Origin of the sequence: Microbacterium bandirmense, assembly GCF_037204185.1 — a bacterium.
Lineage (GTDB): Bacteria > Actinomycetota > Actinomycetes > Actinomycetales > Microbacteriaceae > Microbacterium > Microbacterium bandirmense.
On the sequence record NZ_JBBDGM010000006.1, the window covers coordinates 108,112 to 123,728 of the forward strand.

Below are 15,617 nucleotides of genomic sequence, written 5' to 3' on the forward strand. Positions count from 1 at the left end.
CTGATACGAGAAAGAGACAGATCATGACGACGACGTCACCGACCAAGCCCGGAGGAGCCCGCGTCGCGGTGCAGCGCTTCGGCACGTTCCTGTCCGGCATGATCATGCCGAACATCGCGGCGTTCATCGCCTGGGGCTTCATCACGATGCTCTTCATCCCCGCCGGGTTCTTCGGCGCCGACAGCCCGTTCGACTGGCACTGGGCGCCCGTCGCCGAGATCCTCGGCGGCGGCGGCGACGCGGCGATCATCAACTGGCCGGGCGCCATGACCGCCCTCAGCGAGGGCGACGCCGGCAACTACGCCGCCTACGTCGGTCTGGTCGGCCCGATGATCACCTACCTGCTGCCGCTGCTGATCGCCAACACGGCCGGCCGCATGGTCTACGCCGAGCGCGGCGGCGTCGTGGCGACGATCGCCACGATGGGCGTCATCGTCGGCACCAACATCCCGATGTTCCTCGGCGCGATGATCATGGGCCCGATCGCCGCATGGATCACCAAGCAGATGGACCGCCTCTGGGATGGCAAGATCAGGCCCGGCTTCGAGATGCTGGTGAACAACTTCTCGGCCGGCATCCTCGGCATGGTCCTCGCCATCGTCGGATTCTTCGCCTTCGGACCGCTCATGCTCGGCATCAGCGCGGTGCTCGGCGGCGCGGTCGGCTGGCTGGTGTCCATGCAGCTGCTGCCGCTCGTGTCGATCATCGTCGAGCCGGCGAAGGTGCTGTTCCTCAACAACGCCATCAACCACGGCGTGTTCACCCCGCTCGGCATCGAGCAGGCCGCTGAGACCGGCAAGTCGATCCTGTTCCTCATCGAGGCCAACCCCGGCCCCGGACTCGGTCTGCTGATGGCCTTCACGTTCTTCGGCGTCGGCGCCGCCAAGGCATCCGCACCTGGCGCGGCGATCATCCAATTCTTCGGCGGCATCCACGAGATCTACTTCCCGTACGCGCTGAGCAAGCCGATCACGATCCTCGCACTGATCGCCGGTGGCGCAGCCGGTGTCACCACGAACATGATCCTCGGCGGCGGTCTGGGCTTCCCCGCCGCCCCCGGCAGCATCATCGCCGTCACCGCCGCGGCCATCGGGCCCGGCGTCACCAACCTGCTGGTGGTGTACCTGTCGGTGCTGATCGCGGCGACCGTCACCTTCCTGCTCGCCGCCGTGATCCTGCGCGCATCGCGCCGCCGCGACCTCGAGGCCGAGGCCGACACGTTCGGCGCAGCCATCGCGCAGACCGAGGCGAACAAGGGCCGCTCGTCCAGCACGCTGTCGGGCCTCGCCGCGAGCGCGGCCGCTGGAACCGCCGTCGCCACCAGGCCGATCTCGTCGATCGTGTTCGCCTGCGACGCCGGCATGGGCTCATCGGCCATGGGCGCCAGCGTGCTGCGCAACAAGATCAAGAAGGCAGGCATCGACGGCATCACGGTCACCAACGCGGCGATCGCGAACCTCGACGGCACCGCCGACCTGGTGATCACGCAGCAGCAGCTCACCGACCGCGCCAGGTCGAAGTCTCCGGCGTCGATGCACGTCTCGGTCGACGAGTTCATGAACTCGCCGAAGTACGACGAGGTGGTCGAGCTGGTCAGGGAGCAGGCTCAGGGGGCATCCGCGACCGAGGCGCCGTCGGCGGTCGCATCCGACGCCGGCGCGCCCGCTGCGGGTGCCGGCGCGCCCGCGTCGGCCGTGCTCACGCTCGACCGGATCCGCATCCACGCCGGGTCCGCGACCCGAGATGAGGCGCTGAAGGAGGCGGCCGACGCCCTCGTCGCCGCCGGTGCCGTGACGCCCGACTACCTGCGGGCCATGCACGACCGCGAGGCCTCGGTGTCGACGTTCATGGGCAACGGCCTGGCGATCCCGCACGGCACCAACGATGCCAAGGACGCCGTGCTCGGCTCCGCGCTCAGCGTCGTCCGCTACGACGGCGGCGTCGACTGGGACGGCGACACCGCGACCTTCGTGATCGGCATCGCCGGCAAGGACGGCGATCACCTGCAGATCCTCTCCCAGATCGCCGAGCTGTTCTCGGATGAGGATGACGTGGCCCGCCTCAACGCCGCGGCCACGCCCGAGGAGCTGTACGAACTGCTGGGGGCGGTGAACAGGGCATGAAGGCCGTCCACTTCGGCGCCGGCAACATCGGGCGCGGCTTCGTCGGGCAGCTGCTGCACGAGGGCGGCTACGAGCTGGTGTTCTCCGACGTCGCAGCACCGCTGGTCGACGCGATCAACGCCGCCGACAGCTACACGGTGCACGAAGTGGGCGAAGGCGGCCGCGACACCGTGGTCACCGGCTTCCGCGCGATCAACAGCGCCGAGCATCCCGACGAGCTCGTCGCCGAGATCGCGAGCGCCGACGTGGTCACCACCGCCGTGGGCGTGGGTGTGCTGCCGTTCGTGGCCGAGCCGATCGTCGAGGCTCTGCGCCGTCGGGATGCAGCGGCTCGCCCGCTGCAGGTCATGGCGTGCGAGAACGCGATCGGCGCGACCGGCCTGCTGCGGCAGGAGATCACCGCACGCGCCGGCGGGGACTGGGGGGCCCTCGCCGGGCGGGCGGTGTTCGCCGACACCGCGGTCGATCGGATCGTGCCGGGCCAGCCGGCAGGCGCCGGGGTCGACGTGACCGTCGAGCCGTTCCACGAGTGGGCGATCGAGAAGGCGCCGTTCGGCGACGAGCTCCCGCACATCCCGGGTGCGCATTTCGTCGACGACCTGACCCCCTACATCGAGCGCAAGCTGTTCACGGTGAACACCGGGCACGCCACCACCGCCTACCTCGGCGCGCAGGCCGGCATCGAGCGCATCTCGGACTCCCTCGCCGACACCCGGATCGCCGAGGCTGTGGCGGCCGTGCTGCAGGAGACCTCCGTCCTGCTGGCCGCCAAACACGGTCTCGATCCGGACGAGCTCGCCGAGTACCGGGCGACGATCCTGCGGCGATTCGCGAACCCCGCACTGCCCGACACGGTGTGGCGGGTGGGCAGGCAGCCGCTGCGCAAGCTGGGACGGCACGACCGGTTCATCGGGCCCGCGGCCGAGGCCGCCGAGCGGGGGCTGCCCACCGAGGCGCTGATGCACGCGGTCTCGGCGGCGCTCGCCTTCGACGCCCCCGACGACCCGCAGTCGGTCGAGCTGCAGCAGCGGCTGCGCGCCGAGGACGCGGTCGCACTGGCATCCGCGGTGACGGGTCTCGACGACGGGCATCCGCTCTTCCCCGCGGTGCGCGCGGCCTTCGTCGCGCGCGCCGCGCAGCTGGCCGACGCACCGTAGCCTCGACCGGGAACGGCCCGCACCGCGGGCCACGGGAGGTCGGATGCTGGTGCTCATCGCCGCGGCGACGGTTCTGGCCTCGGTCATCCAGCGCGTGACCGGCCTCGCGTTCGTGCTGGTGCTGATCGGCCCGATCGTGCTCGCATACGGGCCCGTCGAGGGTGTGACGGTCGCCGTCCTGCTCGCGGTGATCGCCTCGCTGTTCGCGGTTCCCAGCGCCTGGCGCGAGGTGGACTGGCCGCGCACCCTGTGGCTGCTGGGCGCCGGTGTCATCGCTGCGCCCCTGGGAGCGCTCACCGCCGCGGCTCTGCCCGAGCCCGCGCTGCTCGCGCTGATCGGCGCGATGGGCGTGCTCGCGCTGAGCGCCCAGCGCCTCGGCCCTCTCGCCCGGCACGTGCGTGGCAGGCCCGGTGCGATCGGGGCGGGTGCGGTGGCCGGTTTCATGCATGCCTCGAGCGGCCTGTCCGGCCCGGCGCTGGCATCCTTCGCCCTCGGTGATGACTGGCCGCAGCGCCGTTTCGCCGCCAGCGCGCAGATCATCTTCCTCGGCTACGGTGCCGTATCGGTCGCCCTTCGCGGCCTGCCCACGATCGCTCCCATCGAGCTGGGCGTACTCGCCGTATGCACTGTCGTGGGCATGCTCGCGGGTGCGTACGCGGCACGGCGCGTGGCACCCGCACTCGCCCGCCGCGTGATGCTGCTGTGCGCCTGGGCCGGCACGCTCGTGGTGCTGGGGCGCGCCATCGCAGCGCTGCTCGGCTGACGGCGGTGTTTCGAACCGCCGCGTACACGATACGATCGGATCACCCGGGGGGATGTCTGTGCACGACGTCGTGCGGGAGTGAAATGAAGAGATACGCCGTCATCGGCGCCGGCCCCTCAGGTCTGGCAGCTGCGCGCGCCCTGCAGAGGCGCGGCATCCACGTCACCGGTTACGAGGCGTCCTCAGGCGTCGGCGGCCTGTGGGACATCGATAATCCGCGCAGCACGATGTACGAATCGGCGCACCTGATCTCGTCGCGCACGACGACCGAGTTCGCCGAGTTCCCGATGGACTCCGATGCCGACTACCCCGGCCACCGCGAGCTCAAGCGCTACTTCGACGCGTACGCCGACGGATTCCGACTGCGCGAGCTGTTCCGCTTCGACACGAAGGTGGTGCGCCTGGAGCCGTCCGGCGGCTCGGGCGACGGGTGGATGCTGCTGGCCGAGGGCGACGAACCCCGCCACTTCGACGGCGTCGTGCTCGCCAACGGCACGCTCGCAGAGCCGAACGTGCCGACGTTCGAAGGCGCGTTCACCGGCGAGATCATGCACACCAGCGCCTACAAGGAGCCCAGCGTGCTCACCGGCAAGCGGGTGCTGGTCGTCGGGGCGGGCAACTCGGGCTGCGACATCGCGGTCGACGCCGTGCACCATGCCGCGTCCGTCGACATGAGCGTGCGTCGCGGGTACTACTTCGTGCCCCGCTACCTGTTCGGCCGGCCCAGCGACACCCTCAACCAGGGGCGTCCGCTGCCCGCCCGTCTCAAGCAGGCCGTCGACACCCGCGTGCTCAGGGCCTTCACCGGCGACCCGGTGCGGTTCGGATTCCCGAAGCCCGACTACCGCATCTACGAGTCGCACCCGATCGTGAACACGCTGATCCTGAACCACCTCGGGCAGGGCGATCTGCGCATCCGCGGCGACATCGAGCGCTTCGACGGCGACACCGTGCACTTCGCCGGCTCGTCGCACTTCCCCGGCGGCTCCTCGGCCGCATACGACCTCATCCTGCTCGCCACCGGGTACACGCTCGACTACCCGTTCGTCGACCGCGAGCACCTGCATTGGGCCGGCGCCTCGCCGCGACTGTTCCTGAACCTGTTCCCGCCCTCGTTCAACGGACTGTACGTGATGGGCATGATCGAGGCGTCCGGCATCGGCTGGCAGGGGCGCTACGAACAGGCCGAACTGCTCGGGGCCTACCTGGCAGCACTCGAGAAGCGGCCCACCGCGGCGGCGGCCTTCCGCGAGCGCGTCACGGGCCGGCCGTGGCCCGACACCACCGGTGGGTACCGCTATCTGGGCCTGGAGCGCATGTCGTACTACGTGAACAAGAACGCGTACCGCTCGGCGGTGCGCTCGGCGGCCCGCACCCTGGAGGCGTGATGGACTTCGACGACCTGGTGCTGAATTTCACCCCCGGCACGCTGCTGATCCTGAACATCGTGCTCGGACTGATCATGTTCGGCATCGCCCTGGACACCGCGCCCAAGGACTTCAAGGTCGTGGCGCGGCACCCCAAGCCGTTCATCATCGCGATCCTCGCCCAGCTGCTGGTGCTGCCGGCGGTCACCTTCGGTCTGACGCTGATCCTGCCGGTGAGCGCATCGATGGCGCTGGGCATGATCGTGGTCGCCTGCTGCCCGCCCGGCAACATCTCGCAGGTGCTGACCCACCGCTCGGGCGGCAACGTCGCCCTGTCGGTGTCGATGACCGCGGTTGGCAACCTGCTGTACATCGTCGCGATGCCGCTCAGCATCGCCTTCTGGGGATCGCTGCACCCCACCGGCCGGGAACTGCTGCGCACGGTCGAGCTCGATCCGTGGAAGATGCTGCTGGAGATCGTGCTGATCATCGGGCTGCCGTTCGCCATCGGGCTGCTGATCAGGGCCCGCGCACCGCGCTTCGCGCAGCGCGTGCAGCCGTTCGTGCGCTGGTTCAGCCTGCTCGCCCTGCTGGGGTTCATCATCGGCGCGCTGGCCGGCAACTGGGCGGTCTTCCTGAGCGTGATCGGCACGGTGCTGATCGTCGTCGCCGTGCATGACGCCGTCGCCCTCGCGATCGGCTACGGCACTGCCGTCGCCGGGGGCCTCGGCACGCGTGAGCGCAAGGCGATGACCTTCGAGGTCGGCATTCGCAATGCGGGCCTCGGCCTCGGGCTGATCTTCACCTTCTTCGGCGGTCTGGGCGGCATGGCCGTCGTCGCCGGATGGTGGGGTGTGTGGGACATCATCGCGGGCCTGCTCGTGGCGGGCCTGTGGGCCCGGCACACGCGCCGGCGCACCGGCTCGGCGCAGGGCGATGCGAGTCGGCTCGCGGTGTCGTCCGATACGCCGGGGGCATCGGATGCTGCGCCGGAGGCGACCCGATGACGCGGGTGCTGGTCACCGGCGGTGCCGGCTTCCTCGGCTCGCACGTGACCCGCCTGCTCGCCGGGCATCCCTCGGTCGAGGTCGTCGTGAGTGGCGACCTGCGCGACTCGGACGTGCCCGGTGTCGTCTCGGCGCGCTTCGATGTGACCGACGGGGATGCCCTGGCGCCGGTCCTGGCGGCGCACGACATCGACACGGTCGTGCACCTGGCGGCGATCGTGAATCCCGGCAAGGATGTCGGCCTCGAGTACCGGGTCGACGTCGAGGGCACCGCGCATGTGCTCGACGCCTGCATCCGCACGGGTGTCCGGCGCATCGTCGTCTCCAGCTCGGGCGCCGCGTACGGCTATCACGCCGACAACCCGGAATGGCTCACCGAGGACGCCCCTGCCCGGGGCAGTGACGAGTTCCCCTACTCGAAGCACAAGCGCCTGGTCGAGGACATGCTCGCTGCGGCCCGCGACGAGCACCCGGAGCTCGAGCAGGTGATCTTCCGGATCGGAACGATCCTCGGGCCCACCGTGCGCAATCAGATCACGGCGCTGTGGGATGCGCCGCGCCTGCTGCGGGTCGCGGGCTCCGACTCGCCGTTCGTGTTCGTCTGGGTGGACGATGTGGCCGGCGCCATGGTGCGGGCCGCGACCGACGGACCGGTGGGGATCTTCAACGTCGCCGGCGACGGCCGGATGACGGTGCCCGAGATCGCCGAGCGCCTCGGCAAGCGGATGCTCACCATCCCCGCCTGGCTGCTCGGCGGCGCTCTGCGCGTCGGGTGGGCGCTGCGCCTGACCGAGCACGGCCCCGAGAAGGTGCGGTTCCTGCGCTACCGTCCCGTGCTGGCTAACACGCGGCTGAAGGAGCAGTTCGGGTATGTTCCCCTGCTGACCACTCGCGAGGCGTTCGAGGAGTACCTGCGCACGCACCCCGGCGTCGCGCGCCGATAGCCTTGGCGCTCACGACGAGCGCACGCGGGATGTGGATCACGAGGGTCTGGGCTGACTCAGCGCTCGAAGCCCTCGGCGATCATCTCCACGAGCTCTTCGCGCTCCTCGACCGGCAGGAACGCGGCCGAGGCCGCATTGAACTGGAACGTCTCGAGGTCGTCGAGGTCGTAGTCGAAGGCGTCAACCAGAAGACCGAGCTCGCGGGTGAGCGTCGTGCCGCTCATCGTGCGATTGTCGGTGTTGACGGTCACCGAGAAGCCCAGCTGGTACAGCAGATCGAAGGGGTGATCGGCGAGTTCGTCACCCCAGCGGGCGATCGCGCCGGTCTGCAGGTTCGACGACGGCGACAGCTCGAGCGGGATCTCGCGATCGCGCACCCACCGGGCGAGGTCGCCGAACTGCACCTGCACCTCGTCGCCCTCCTGCTCGATGATCTGCAGGTCTTCGGCGATGCGCACGCCGTGCCCCAGCCGCAGCGCGCGCCCGTCGACGAGCGCGGAGCGGATGGATGCCGGCCCCGCCGCCTCACCGGCGTGCACGGTCACCGGGAAGAACTCCGCGGCGAGGTAGTCGAAGGTCTCGCGGTGCTGCGAGGCCGGGAAGCCGTCCTCGGGCCCGGCGATGTCGAACGCGACCACGCCGCGCTCACGGAAGGCGACGGCGAGCTCGGCGACCTCGCGCGCGCGGTCGTTGTGCCGCATCGCGGAGAGGAGCTGCGCGACGCGGATGCTGTCGCCTGCCGCATCCGCCTCGTCCTCGCCCTGCTCGATGCCGCGCTGCACGGCGTCGACGGCCTGGGCGAGCGTGAGCCCACCGGTCAGGTGCTGTTCGGGCGCCCATCGCACCTCGCCGTAGATCACGCCGTCACGGGCGAGGTCGACGACGTACTCCCGCGCGATGCGGGTCAGCGCCTCTTCGGTCTGCATGACCGCGGTGACCAGATCGAAGGTCTTCAGGTACTCGGTCAGCGATCCCGAATCGGCCTGCTCGGCGAACCAGCGACGCAGCTGCCGCACCTCGTTCGCCGGCGTCGGCACACCGGTCTCGGCCGCGAGCTCGAGGATGGTCGCGGGGCGCACTCCCCCGTCGAGGTGGTCGTGCAGCGAGATCTTCGGGAGGTCTCGCAGCGACAGGCCCTGAACCCTGCGATCGGCGTACTGGTCGGCGGTCATGATGCCGTCCCCTCCGCGGTGATCCGCTCACGCACGATGGGCCGCGCTTCCACGTGGGCTGCCGAGCCCGTCGAAGCGTCCTCGATGGCGAAGGCGCCCTCGAGCGCGTCCAGCGCGCGGGCGAAGCGCCCCTCGTCGTCGGCCGACAGCGTGAACAGCGGCTGTCCCGCGGTGACAGTCTCGCCCGGCTTGACGGCCAGGTCGATGCCCGCAGCGTGGATGACGGCATCCTCCGCCCGCGCGCGGCCGGCACCAAGGCGCCAGGCGGCGATTCCGAACGGCAGCGCGTCCATGCGGGTGACGACGCCGTCGCGGTCCGCGGTGACCACGTGGGTCTCGCGCGCGATGGGCAGCGCGGCCTCAGGGTCGCCGTCCTGCGCGCGGATCATCGCGTTCCAGCGGTCCATGGCCCGCCCATCGTCGAGGGCGGCCTCGACGTCGGCATCCGGCTGCCCGGCCAGGGCCAGCATCTCGCGGGCCAGCGCCATGGTCAGCTCACGCACGTCGCCGGGCCCACCACCGGCGAGCACCTCGACCGACTCCCGCACCTCGTTGGCGTTTCCGATCGCGCGGCCGAGCGGCGCGTTCATGTCGGTCAGCAGCGCGGTGGTCGCCACGCCCGAGTCGGTGCCGAGCTCGACCATCGTGCGCGCGAGCTCACGGGCGCGGTCGATGTCCTGCATGAAGGCGCCGTTGCCGAACTTCACGTCCAGCACCAGTGCGTCGGTGCCCTCGGCGATCTTCTTCGACATGATGCTCGAGGCGATCAGCGGGACCGCCTCGACGGTGCCGGTCACGTCGCGCAGCGCATAGAGCTTCTTGTCGGCCGGGGCCAGCCCCGAACCCGCGGCGCAGATCACCGCACCGACCTCGCCCTGCAGCTGCGCGAACATCTCGTCGTTCGACAGCGCGGCGCGCCAGCCGGGGATCGACTCCAGCTTGTCGAGCGTGCCGCCGGTGTGACCGAGACCGCGGCCGCTCAGCTGCGGAACGGCGACCCCGAACACGGCGACCAGCGGGGCCAGCGGCAGCGTGATCTTGTCACCCACACCGCCGGTGGAGTGCTTGTCGACGGTGCGCTTGCCGAGCGCGGCGAAGCTCATCCGCTCCCCCGAGGCGATCATCGCGTCGGTGAGCACCCTGATCTCGTCGCGCTGCATGCCGCGCTGGAAGACCGCCATCGCGAACGAGGCCATCTGGGCATCGGACACGTAGCCGCGGGTGTACGCATCGACCATCCAGCGCAGCGCCGGCTCGGGCACCGCCCCGCCGTCGCGCTTGGCGCGGATGACGTCGATCGCGTCGAACGCCTCGGTCGCGGTCTGTTCGGCGCTCATCGCACGTCCTCCAGGTCGGCGGGCCCGAACCGGTCGGGCAGCACCTCGTCGATCGTGCGGATGCCGGCCACGGTCTCCAGCAGCATCCCGGGCATCGCGTGCTCCGAGAGCAGCTGACGGCAGCGACCGCACGGCATGATCGTCTGGCCCTCGCCGTTCACGCAGACGAAGGCGACGAGCTTGCCCCCTCCCGACATGTGCAGGTCGCCGATCAGGGCGCATTCGGCACACAGCGTCACCCCGTACGAAGCGTTCTCGACGTTGCATCCGGCGACGACGCGCCCGTCGCCGACCAGCGCCGCCGCACCTACCTTGTAGCGCGAATACGGCGCGTACGCCTTCTGCATGGACTCGGTGGCGACCTGTCGCAGCTCGTCCCAGTCGATGTCGGTCATCTGCGTGTCTCTCCTATGACTTGATGTACGGTTCGCCGTCAGCGGCGGGCGGACGCGAGCGTCCGACCAGTCCGGCCACCGCGAAGATCGTCACGACGTACGGCAGCATCAGCATGAACTGGCTGGGCACCGGCGATCCGATCACGCTGAGCACGCCCTGCAGGTTGGTCGCGAAGCCGAACAGCAGCGCCGCCAGCGTCGCGCGGATCGGATCCCACTTTCCGAAGATCACCGCGGCGAGGGCGATGAAGCCCGCCCCCGCTGTCATCTCCTGGTTGAACCTCGGCACCGACACGAGCGTGTAGAAAGCACCGCCCATGCCCGCGACCGCTCCGGCCAGCAGCACCGCGCGATAGCGCGTGGCCGCGACCTTGATGCCCACGGTGTCGGCCGCCTGCGGGTGCTCGCCCACGGCGCGCAGGCGCAGCCCCCAGCGGGTGCGGTACAGCGAGAACGCGACGAGTGCGACGACCGCGTACATCAGATACACGATGAGCGACTGCTGGAACAGGATCGGCCCGATCACCGGGATCTCGCCGAGCACCGGGATGGGGATCACCGGGAAGGTCTCCGGGCTGTTCAGCGTCTCGGTGTTCGGTGCGAGCACCTGACGGAACAGGAAGGTCGTGAGGCCCACCACCAGCACGTTCAGCACCACGCCGACGATGATCTGGTTCACGTAGTACGTGATCGTGAAGACGCCGAGCACCAGTGCGACGAGAACACCGGCGGCCATGGCGGCGACCAGTCCGGCCCACGGCGTGCCGGCCAGCGATGCGGCGACCGCCGCGGTGAACGCTCCGGCGAGCAGCTGCGCCTCGATCGCGATGTTGACGACGCCGGCACGCTCGCCGATGACGCCACCGAGAGCACCGTAGATCAGCGGGGTGGCCAGCGCCAGCGCACCGGCGAGCAGGCCGATCATCGGCAGGGTCGCCCCAGCCGCAGCCCAGGCGAGGAAGCCGATCAGCAGCACGGCCACGTAGGCGACGATCAGCCACAGCGAGATCTTGCGGTGGCTGCGCACCGCGAGCGCGGCGACGACGGTGCACACCGCGAGCAGCACGACGGCGACCCACGCGGTGACCGTGGACGGCAGCACCACATCGGGCACCGGGATGGCCGCGTTGCCCTCGGCGAGCCGGAACGTGGTCACCCCCTCGCGCGGGACCAGCAGCGGCAGCAGCGCGAACAGCACCGTGAACAGGCCGAAGATGATCGGCGTCTTCCACGAGACGACGGCGACGCGGCGCGGCTCCTCGATCTGCGCGTCGTTGATGGGAGCGGTGACGGTCATGCCGACACCTCCGTTCCTTCGGCCTTCTGCGAGCGACGCTTGGCTGCGGCGCGCTTGCTGCGCCGCGACGGGCGACCGGGCTGCGGAAGCCCGAACATGGCGCGCACCAGCGGCGGCGCGGCGATGAACAGCACGATCAGGGACTGCACGACGAGGATGATCTCCACCGGGATGCCCTGCGATGACTGCATGGTGAAGCCACCCGTCTTGAACGCCCCGAACAGCAGACCTGCGCCGAGGATGCCCAGTGGCGAGGAGCGCCCGAGCAGCGCGACGGTGATGGCGTCGAAGCCGATGCCGGCGTCGATGCCACCGCTGAATCCGTTCACCTCGGTGCCCAGCACCTGGCTGATGCCGGCGATGCCGACCAGCGCACCGGCGATGAGCATCACGACGAAGTACATCCGCCCGACGTCGATTCCGGCGACACGCGCTGCCGCGGGGTTCTCTCCGACCGCGCGGAACCGGAACCCGAGCGCCGAGCGCTCCAGCAGCCACCAGGTGAACGCGACCGCGATCAGCGCGAGCAGGAAGCCGGCGTGCAGCTTGTACCCCGGGCCGAGGATCAGCGGCAGCTGCGCCGTCTCCGGCATGGGGGCCGTCTTGGGGTTGCTCGAGCCCGGCGCCTGCAGCAGCCCCTGCGTGGCGAGCATCCAGGCCAGCAGGTAGAACGCGATGTGATTGAGCATGATCGTCGTGATCACCTCGTGCGCCCCGGTGCGCGCCTTCAGATATCCGGCGATCCCGCCCCAGACCGCTGCAGCGACCATACCGGCGATCACTGCGACGATCAGGTGAAGCACGATCGGCAGGTTCATCGTGGTGGCGACGTAGCCGGCCGCTGCGGCGGCCATCAGCATCTGCCCCTGACCGCCGATGTTGAACAGACCGGCCCGGAAGGCGAGCCCGACGCCGAGGCCGGCCGCGATCAGCGGCGTCGCGAACTTCAGCGTCTCGGTGAGGGGTCGGATGCCGGCGGCGAACGAGTCGGCGTTGTAGTTGTAGATCGCGCCGCGGAACAGTGCGGCGTACGCGCCGGACACCGACTCCCAGATGGCGACGAACGTGTCTGCGGGCTGCGCGAAGAAGTATCCGGCCGCGGCCTGCACGTCCTCGTCGGTGGCGGCGATCATGATCGAGCCGACGACCACCGCGATCAGCACCGCGAGCAGCGAGATGATCCCGTTACCGTGCACGATCGCCTGCAGGGTGACCTGCCAGCGCGAGGGTGCGATCTTCGTCTCGGGCTCGGCGAGCGGACCAGGTGTCTGCGTGACACTCATGCGATCTCTCCGTTCTGGTCGGCGGAGGGGTTCTGGTCGGCGGAGGGCCGTGCGGTGACGCTCTCGGCGGCTGCGTCCGACTCGTTCATGCCGGCCATCATCAGACCCAGCACCTCGCGCGAGGTGTCGCCGGGCACGATCCCGACGATCCGCCCGCGGTACATGACCAGGACGCGGTCGGCGAGCGCCGAGACCTCGTCGAGTTCGGTGGAGACGAGGATCACCGGCACGCCGGCGTCGCGGGTCTCGACGATGCGCTTGTGGATGAACTCGATCGATCCGACATCGACACCGCGGGTCGGCTGCGCCGCGACGAACAGCGAGAGATCGCGGCTCAGCTCGCGGGCCAGCACCACCTTCTGCTGGTTGCCGCCCGACAGACGTCCGGCGGACTGCGTCGGTCCCTGTGTGCGGATGTCGAACTCGGCGATCTTGTCGTGGGCGAAGGTCTCCAGAAGGCCTCGCTGCACGGCGCCGGCGACGACGAACGGCTTGCCGTACGAGCGGTCGAGCATCAGATTCTCCGAGATGGAGAACTCCTTCACCAGACCGTCGACGCTGCGGTCCTCGGGGACGAAGCCGACGCCGGCCTCGAGGATGTGCCGCACCGAGCGGCCCACCAGCTCCTGCCCGTCGAGGCGGATGCTGCCGTGCACGTCATGCTGAAGACCCATGATCGCCTCGGTGAGCTCGGTCTGGCCGTTGCCCTGCACGCCGGCGATCGCCAGCACCTCGCCTCCCCGCACCTCGAAGCTCGCTCCGTCGACGGTGACGGTGCCCGCCTCGTCGGCGACGGTCAGGTCAGTGACGACGAGGCCGTTGTCGCGCAGCGTCGGCTCGTCCTTGCTGACGGTGAGCTCGACGGCGCGGCCGACCATGAGCGAGGCCAGTTCGGCGTTGGATGCCGTGGGCTCGGCCTCGCCGACGACTTTGCCGAGCCGGATGACGGTGATGCGGTCGGCGACCTCGCGGACCTCGCGCAGCTTGTGCGTGATGAACACGATCGAGGTGCCCTGCTCCTTGAGCTGACGCATCGTCGCCATCAGCTCGTCGGTCTCCTGCGGGGTCAGCACCGCGGTCGGCTCGTCGAAGACGAGCACCCGCGCCTCGCGCGAGAGCGCCTTGATGATCTCGACGCGCTGCTGCACGCCGACCGGCAGGTCCTCGACGAGGGCGTCGGGGTCGACGTGGAATCCGAACCGGTCGGAGATCTCGCGCACCTTCGCACGGGCGGCGGCGATGTCGAGACGTCCGCCGAATGTGGTCTGCTCATGACCGAGCATGACGTTCTCGGCGACGGTGAACACCGGGATGAGCATGAAGTGCTGGTGCACCATGCCGATGCCGGCGGCCATCGCGTCGCCGGGTCCCGCGAAGTTCTGCTCGACATCATCGAGCAGGATCTCGCCCTCATCGGCCTGGTAGAGACCGTAGAGCACGTTCATCAGGGTCGACTTGCCGGCACCGTTCTCGCCGAGCAGGCAGTGGATCTCCCCTGCCTCGACGGTGAGATCGATGTGGTCGTTGGCCGTCAGCGCGCCGAACCTCTTCGTGATGCCGCGCAGTTCAAGCTTCATGTGTTGATCCTATTCAGGCGCCGTCCTGTGCGGGAGGGCCCGACAGGCAGAATCGGGGAGGCCGGCGTCCGCCGACCTCCCCGATCCCATGGCATCAGTTGTTCAGGTACGAGGTGACCTCGACGGTGCCGTCGATGATGTCCTGACGCAGCTGGGTGACCTCGTCCTGCAGCTCCGCGTCGACCTTGTCGGCGAAGTTGTGCAGGTCGGCGATCCCGACGCCCTCGTTCTCGAGGGTGCCGATGTACGCCTCGGCGTCGAACTCGTCGTTGCCGCTGGACAGCACCGCCTGGTAGGTCGACAGGTCCATGGCCTTGAGCACCGAGGTCAGCACGATGTCGGCAGTGCTGGGGTCGGTGACGAACAGGTCGGCGTCGGCGCCGATCAGGGCGATGTCCTTGCCGGACTCCTTGATCGCCTGCTGGGCCGACTGGTAGATCGGGCCGCCGACGGGCAGGATCACGTCGACACCCTGGTTGAGGATGTTGACCGCGACCTGCTTGGCGTCGGGGTTGGCCTCGAAGCCGCCGGTGAACGAGCCGGTCGTGCCGTCCCAGCCGACGACCTCGACGTCATCGCCCTTGACCTCGTTGTAGTGGTTGACGCCCTGCAGGAAGCCGTCCATGAAGATCGTCACGGTCGGGAACTCCATGCCGCCGTAGGTGCCGACCTTGCCGGTCTCCGAGTAGCCGGCTGCCAGGTAACCCGCCAGGAACGCGGCCTGGGCGGTGTCGTAGAGCAGCGGCTTGATGTTCTCGGCGTCCTTGGTGCCGTCGAAGTCGTTGTCGGCGGCGTCGTCGACCAGGATGAAGTCGATGTCGGGGTTGGCGGTGGCGGCCTCGACGGTCGCGGCCGAGAGGGCGAAGCCGACGGCGACGATGGCGTTGCAGCCCTCGCTGACCAGGTTGGTCATGTTGGGGCCGTACTCGGTCTCGGCATTGGACTGCACGTCCTTCAGCTCGACGCCGAGCTCGTCAGCAGCCTTCTTGGCGCCTTCGAACGACAGCTGGTTGAACGACTTGTCGTCGAATCCACCCTGGTCGGAGACGATGCAGGGCAGGAAGTCGAGCGCTTCGCCTCCCCCGTCTCCCGCAGGGGTGTCGGTGGGGGCCTGACCACACGCGGCCAGGCTGAGGACGACGCCGGCAGCGACCGTCGCGCCGAGCAGCTTCTTGGTGATGGAGATGGACACTCG

The 15,617-nt window shown here is 69.6% G+C and carries 13 protein-coding genes; 6 read left to right on the forward strand and 7 right to left on the reverse strand.

The window, feature by feature from the left end; genetic code table 11:
• The first annotated feature begins 23 nt into the window (after nt 1–23).
• From WDU99_RS08615 to WDU99_RS08640, 6 genes are all read left to right on the forward strand, one after another.
• Nucleotides 24–2,123, forward strand: a complete 2,100-nt coding sequence (locus WDU99_RS08615; protein ID WP_337332044.1) for a PTS mannitol transporter subunit IICBA — start codon at nt 24–26, stop codon at nt 2,121–2,123.
• Nucleotides 2,120–3,280 (forward strand): mannitol-1-phosphate 5-dehydrogenase, encoded by a 1,161-nt coding sequence (locus WDU99_RS08620; RefSeq protein WP_337332045.1) that lies wholly within the window; start codon nt 2,120–2,122, stop codon nt 3,278–3,280. The genes WDU99_RS08615 and WDU99_RS08620 overlap by 4 nt, the downstream gene beginning before the upstream one ends.
• 43 nt (nt 3,281–3,323) lie before the next feature.
• The gene (locus WDU99_RS08625) at nt 3,324–4,043 is read left to right on the forward strand and encodes a sulfite exporter TauE/SafE family protein (protein WP_337332046.1); all 720 of its coding nucleotides are present in this window, start codon (nt 3,324–3,326) and stop codon (nt 4,041–4,043) included.
• Nucleotides 4,044–4,126: 83 nt separating this feature from the next.
• Nucleotides 4,127–5,431 (forward strand): flavin-containing monooxygenase, encoded by a 1,305-nt coding sequence (locus tag WDU99_RS08630; protein WP_337332047.1) that lies wholly within the window; start codon nt 4,127–4,129, stop codon nt 5,429–5,431.
• Nucleotides 5,431–6,417: a bile acid:sodium symporter family protein gene (locus WDU99_RS08635; RefSeq protein WP_337332183.1), complete on the forward strand. Its 987-nt coding sequence runs from the start codon at nt 5,431–5,433 to the stop codon at nt 6,415–6,417. The genes WDU99_RS08630 and WDU99_RS08635 overlap by 1 nt, the downstream gene beginning before the upstream one ends.
• The gene (locus WDU99_RS08640) at nt 6,414–7,361 is read left to right on the forward strand and encodes an SDR family oxidoreductase (protein WP_337332048.1); all 948 of its coding nucleotides are present in this window, start codon (nt 6,414–6,416) and stop codon (nt 7,359–7,361) included. Before WDU99_RS08635 ends, WDU99_RS08640 begins: the two co-directional genes overlap by 4 nt.
• A 56-nt stretch (nt 7,362–7,417) precedes the next feature.
• Here the strand turns inward: WDU99_RS08640 and WDU99_RS08645 are convergent, their stop codons facing one another.
• The 7 genes from WDU99_RS08645 to WDU99_RS08675 all read right to left on the reverse strand — a co-directional run bounded on the left by WDU99_RS08645 (nt 7,418) and on the right by WDU99_RS08675 (nt 15,614).
• Entirely contained in the window at nt 7,418–8,533 is a 1,116-nt protein-coding gene (locus tag WDU99_RS08645) for an adenosine deaminase (RefSeq protein ID WP_337332049.1), read from the reverse strand.
• Nucleotides 8,530–9,870 (reverse strand): thymidine phosphorylase, encoded by a 1,341-nt coding sequence (locus WDU99_RS08650; RefSeq protein WP_337332050.1) that lies wholly within the window; start codon nt 9,868–9,870, stop codon nt 8,530–8,532. Before WDU99_RS08650 ends, WDU99_RS08645 begins: the two co-directional genes overlap by 4 nt.
• Nucleotides 9,867–10,265: a cytidine deaminase gene (locus tag WDU99_RS08655; protein WP_337332051.1), complete on the reverse strand. Its 399-nt coding sequence runs from the start codon at nt 10,263–10,265 to the stop codon at nt 9,867–9,869. The genes WDU99_RS08650 and WDU99_RS08655 overlap by 4 nt, the downstream gene beginning before the upstream one ends.
• A 13-nt stretch (nt 10,266–10,278) precedes the next feature.
• Nucleotides 10,279–11,562, reverse strand: coding sequence for an ABC transporter permease (locus tag WDU99_RS08660; RefSeq protein WP_337332052.1), 1,284 nt, complete (start codon nt 11,560–11,562; stop codon nt 10,279–10,281).
• Nucleotides 11,559–12,845, reverse strand: a complete 1,287-nt coding sequence (locus WDU99_RS08665; RefSeq protein ID WP_337332053.1) for an ABC transporter permease — start codon at nt 12,843–12,845, stop codon at nt 11,559–11,561. The genes WDU99_RS08660 and WDU99_RS08665 overlap by 4 nt, the downstream gene beginning before the upstream one ends.
• Nucleotides 12,842–14,422, reverse strand: coding sequence for an ABC transporter ATP-binding protein (locus WDU99_RS08670; RefSeq protein WP_337332054.1), 1,581 nt, complete (start codon nt 14,420–14,422; stop codon nt 12,842–12,844). Before WDU99_RS08670 ends, WDU99_RS08665 begins: the two co-directional genes overlap by 4 nt.
• Nucleotides 14,423–14,516: 94 nt before the next feature.
• Nucleotides 14,517–15,614, reverse strand: a complete 1,098-nt coding sequence (locus WDU99_RS08675) for a BMP family lipoprotein (RefSeq protein ID WP_337332055.1) — start codon at nt 15,612–15,614, stop codon at nt 14,517–14,519.
• Nucleotides 15,615–15,617: the final 3 nt, after the last annotated feature.

What these genes read in the sequence shown, in the direction of transcription:
- WDU99_RS08630 (WP_337332047.1), top strand. Translation starts at nt 4,127, where the DNA reads ATGAAGAGATACGCCGTCATCGGCGCCGGCCCCTCAGGTCTGGCAGCT.
- WDU99_RS08620 (WP_337332045.1), top strand. Translation starts at nt 2,120, where the DNA reads ATGAAGGCCGTCCACTTCGGCGCCGGCAACATCGGGCGCGGCTTCGTC.
- WDU99_RS08670 (WP_337332054.1), bottom strand. Translation starts at nt 14,422, where the DNA reads ATGAAGCTTGAACTGCGCGGCATCACGAAGAGGTTCGGCGCGCTGACG.
- WDU99_RS08650 (WP_337332050.1), bottom strand. Translation starts at nt 9,870, where the DNA reads ATGAGCGCCGAACAGACCGCGACCGAGGCGTTCGACGCGATCGACGTC.
- WDU99_RS08660 (WP_337332052.1), bottom strand. Translation starts at nt 11,562, where the DNA reads ATGACCGTCACCGCTCCCATCAACGACGCGCAGATCGAGGAGCCGCGC.
- WDU99_RS08635 (WP_337332183.1), top strand. Translation starts at nt 5,431, where the DNA reads ATGGACTTCGACGACCTGGTGCTGAATTTCACCCCCGGCACGCTGCTG.
- WDU99_RS08655 (WP_337332051.1), bottom strand. Translation starts at nt 10,265, where the DNA reads ATGACCGACATCGACTGGGACGAGCTGCGACAGGTCGCCACCGAGTCC.
- WDU99_RS08625 (WP_337332046.1), top strand. Translation starts at nt 3,324, where the DNA reads ATGCTGGTGCTCATCGCCGCGGCGACGGTTCTGGCCTCGGTCATCCAG.
- WDU99_RS08645 (WP_337332049.1), bottom strand. Translation starts at nt 8,533, where the DNA reads ATGACCGCCGACCAGTACGCCGATCGCAGGGTTCAGGGCCTGTCGCTG.
- WDU99_RS08665 (WP_337332053.1), bottom strand. Translation starts at nt 12,845, where the DNA reads ATGAGTGTCACGCAGACACCTGGTCCGCTCGCCGAGCCCGAGACGAAG.
- WDU99_RS08640 (WP_337332048.1), top strand. Translation starts at nt 6,414, where the DNA reads ATGACGCGGGTGCTGGTCACCGGCGGTGCCGGCTTCCTCGGCTCGCAC.
- WDU99_RS08615 (WP_337332044.1), top strand. Translation starts at nt 24, where the DNA reads ATGACGACGACGTCACCGACCAAGCCCGGAGGAGCCCGCGTCGCGGTG.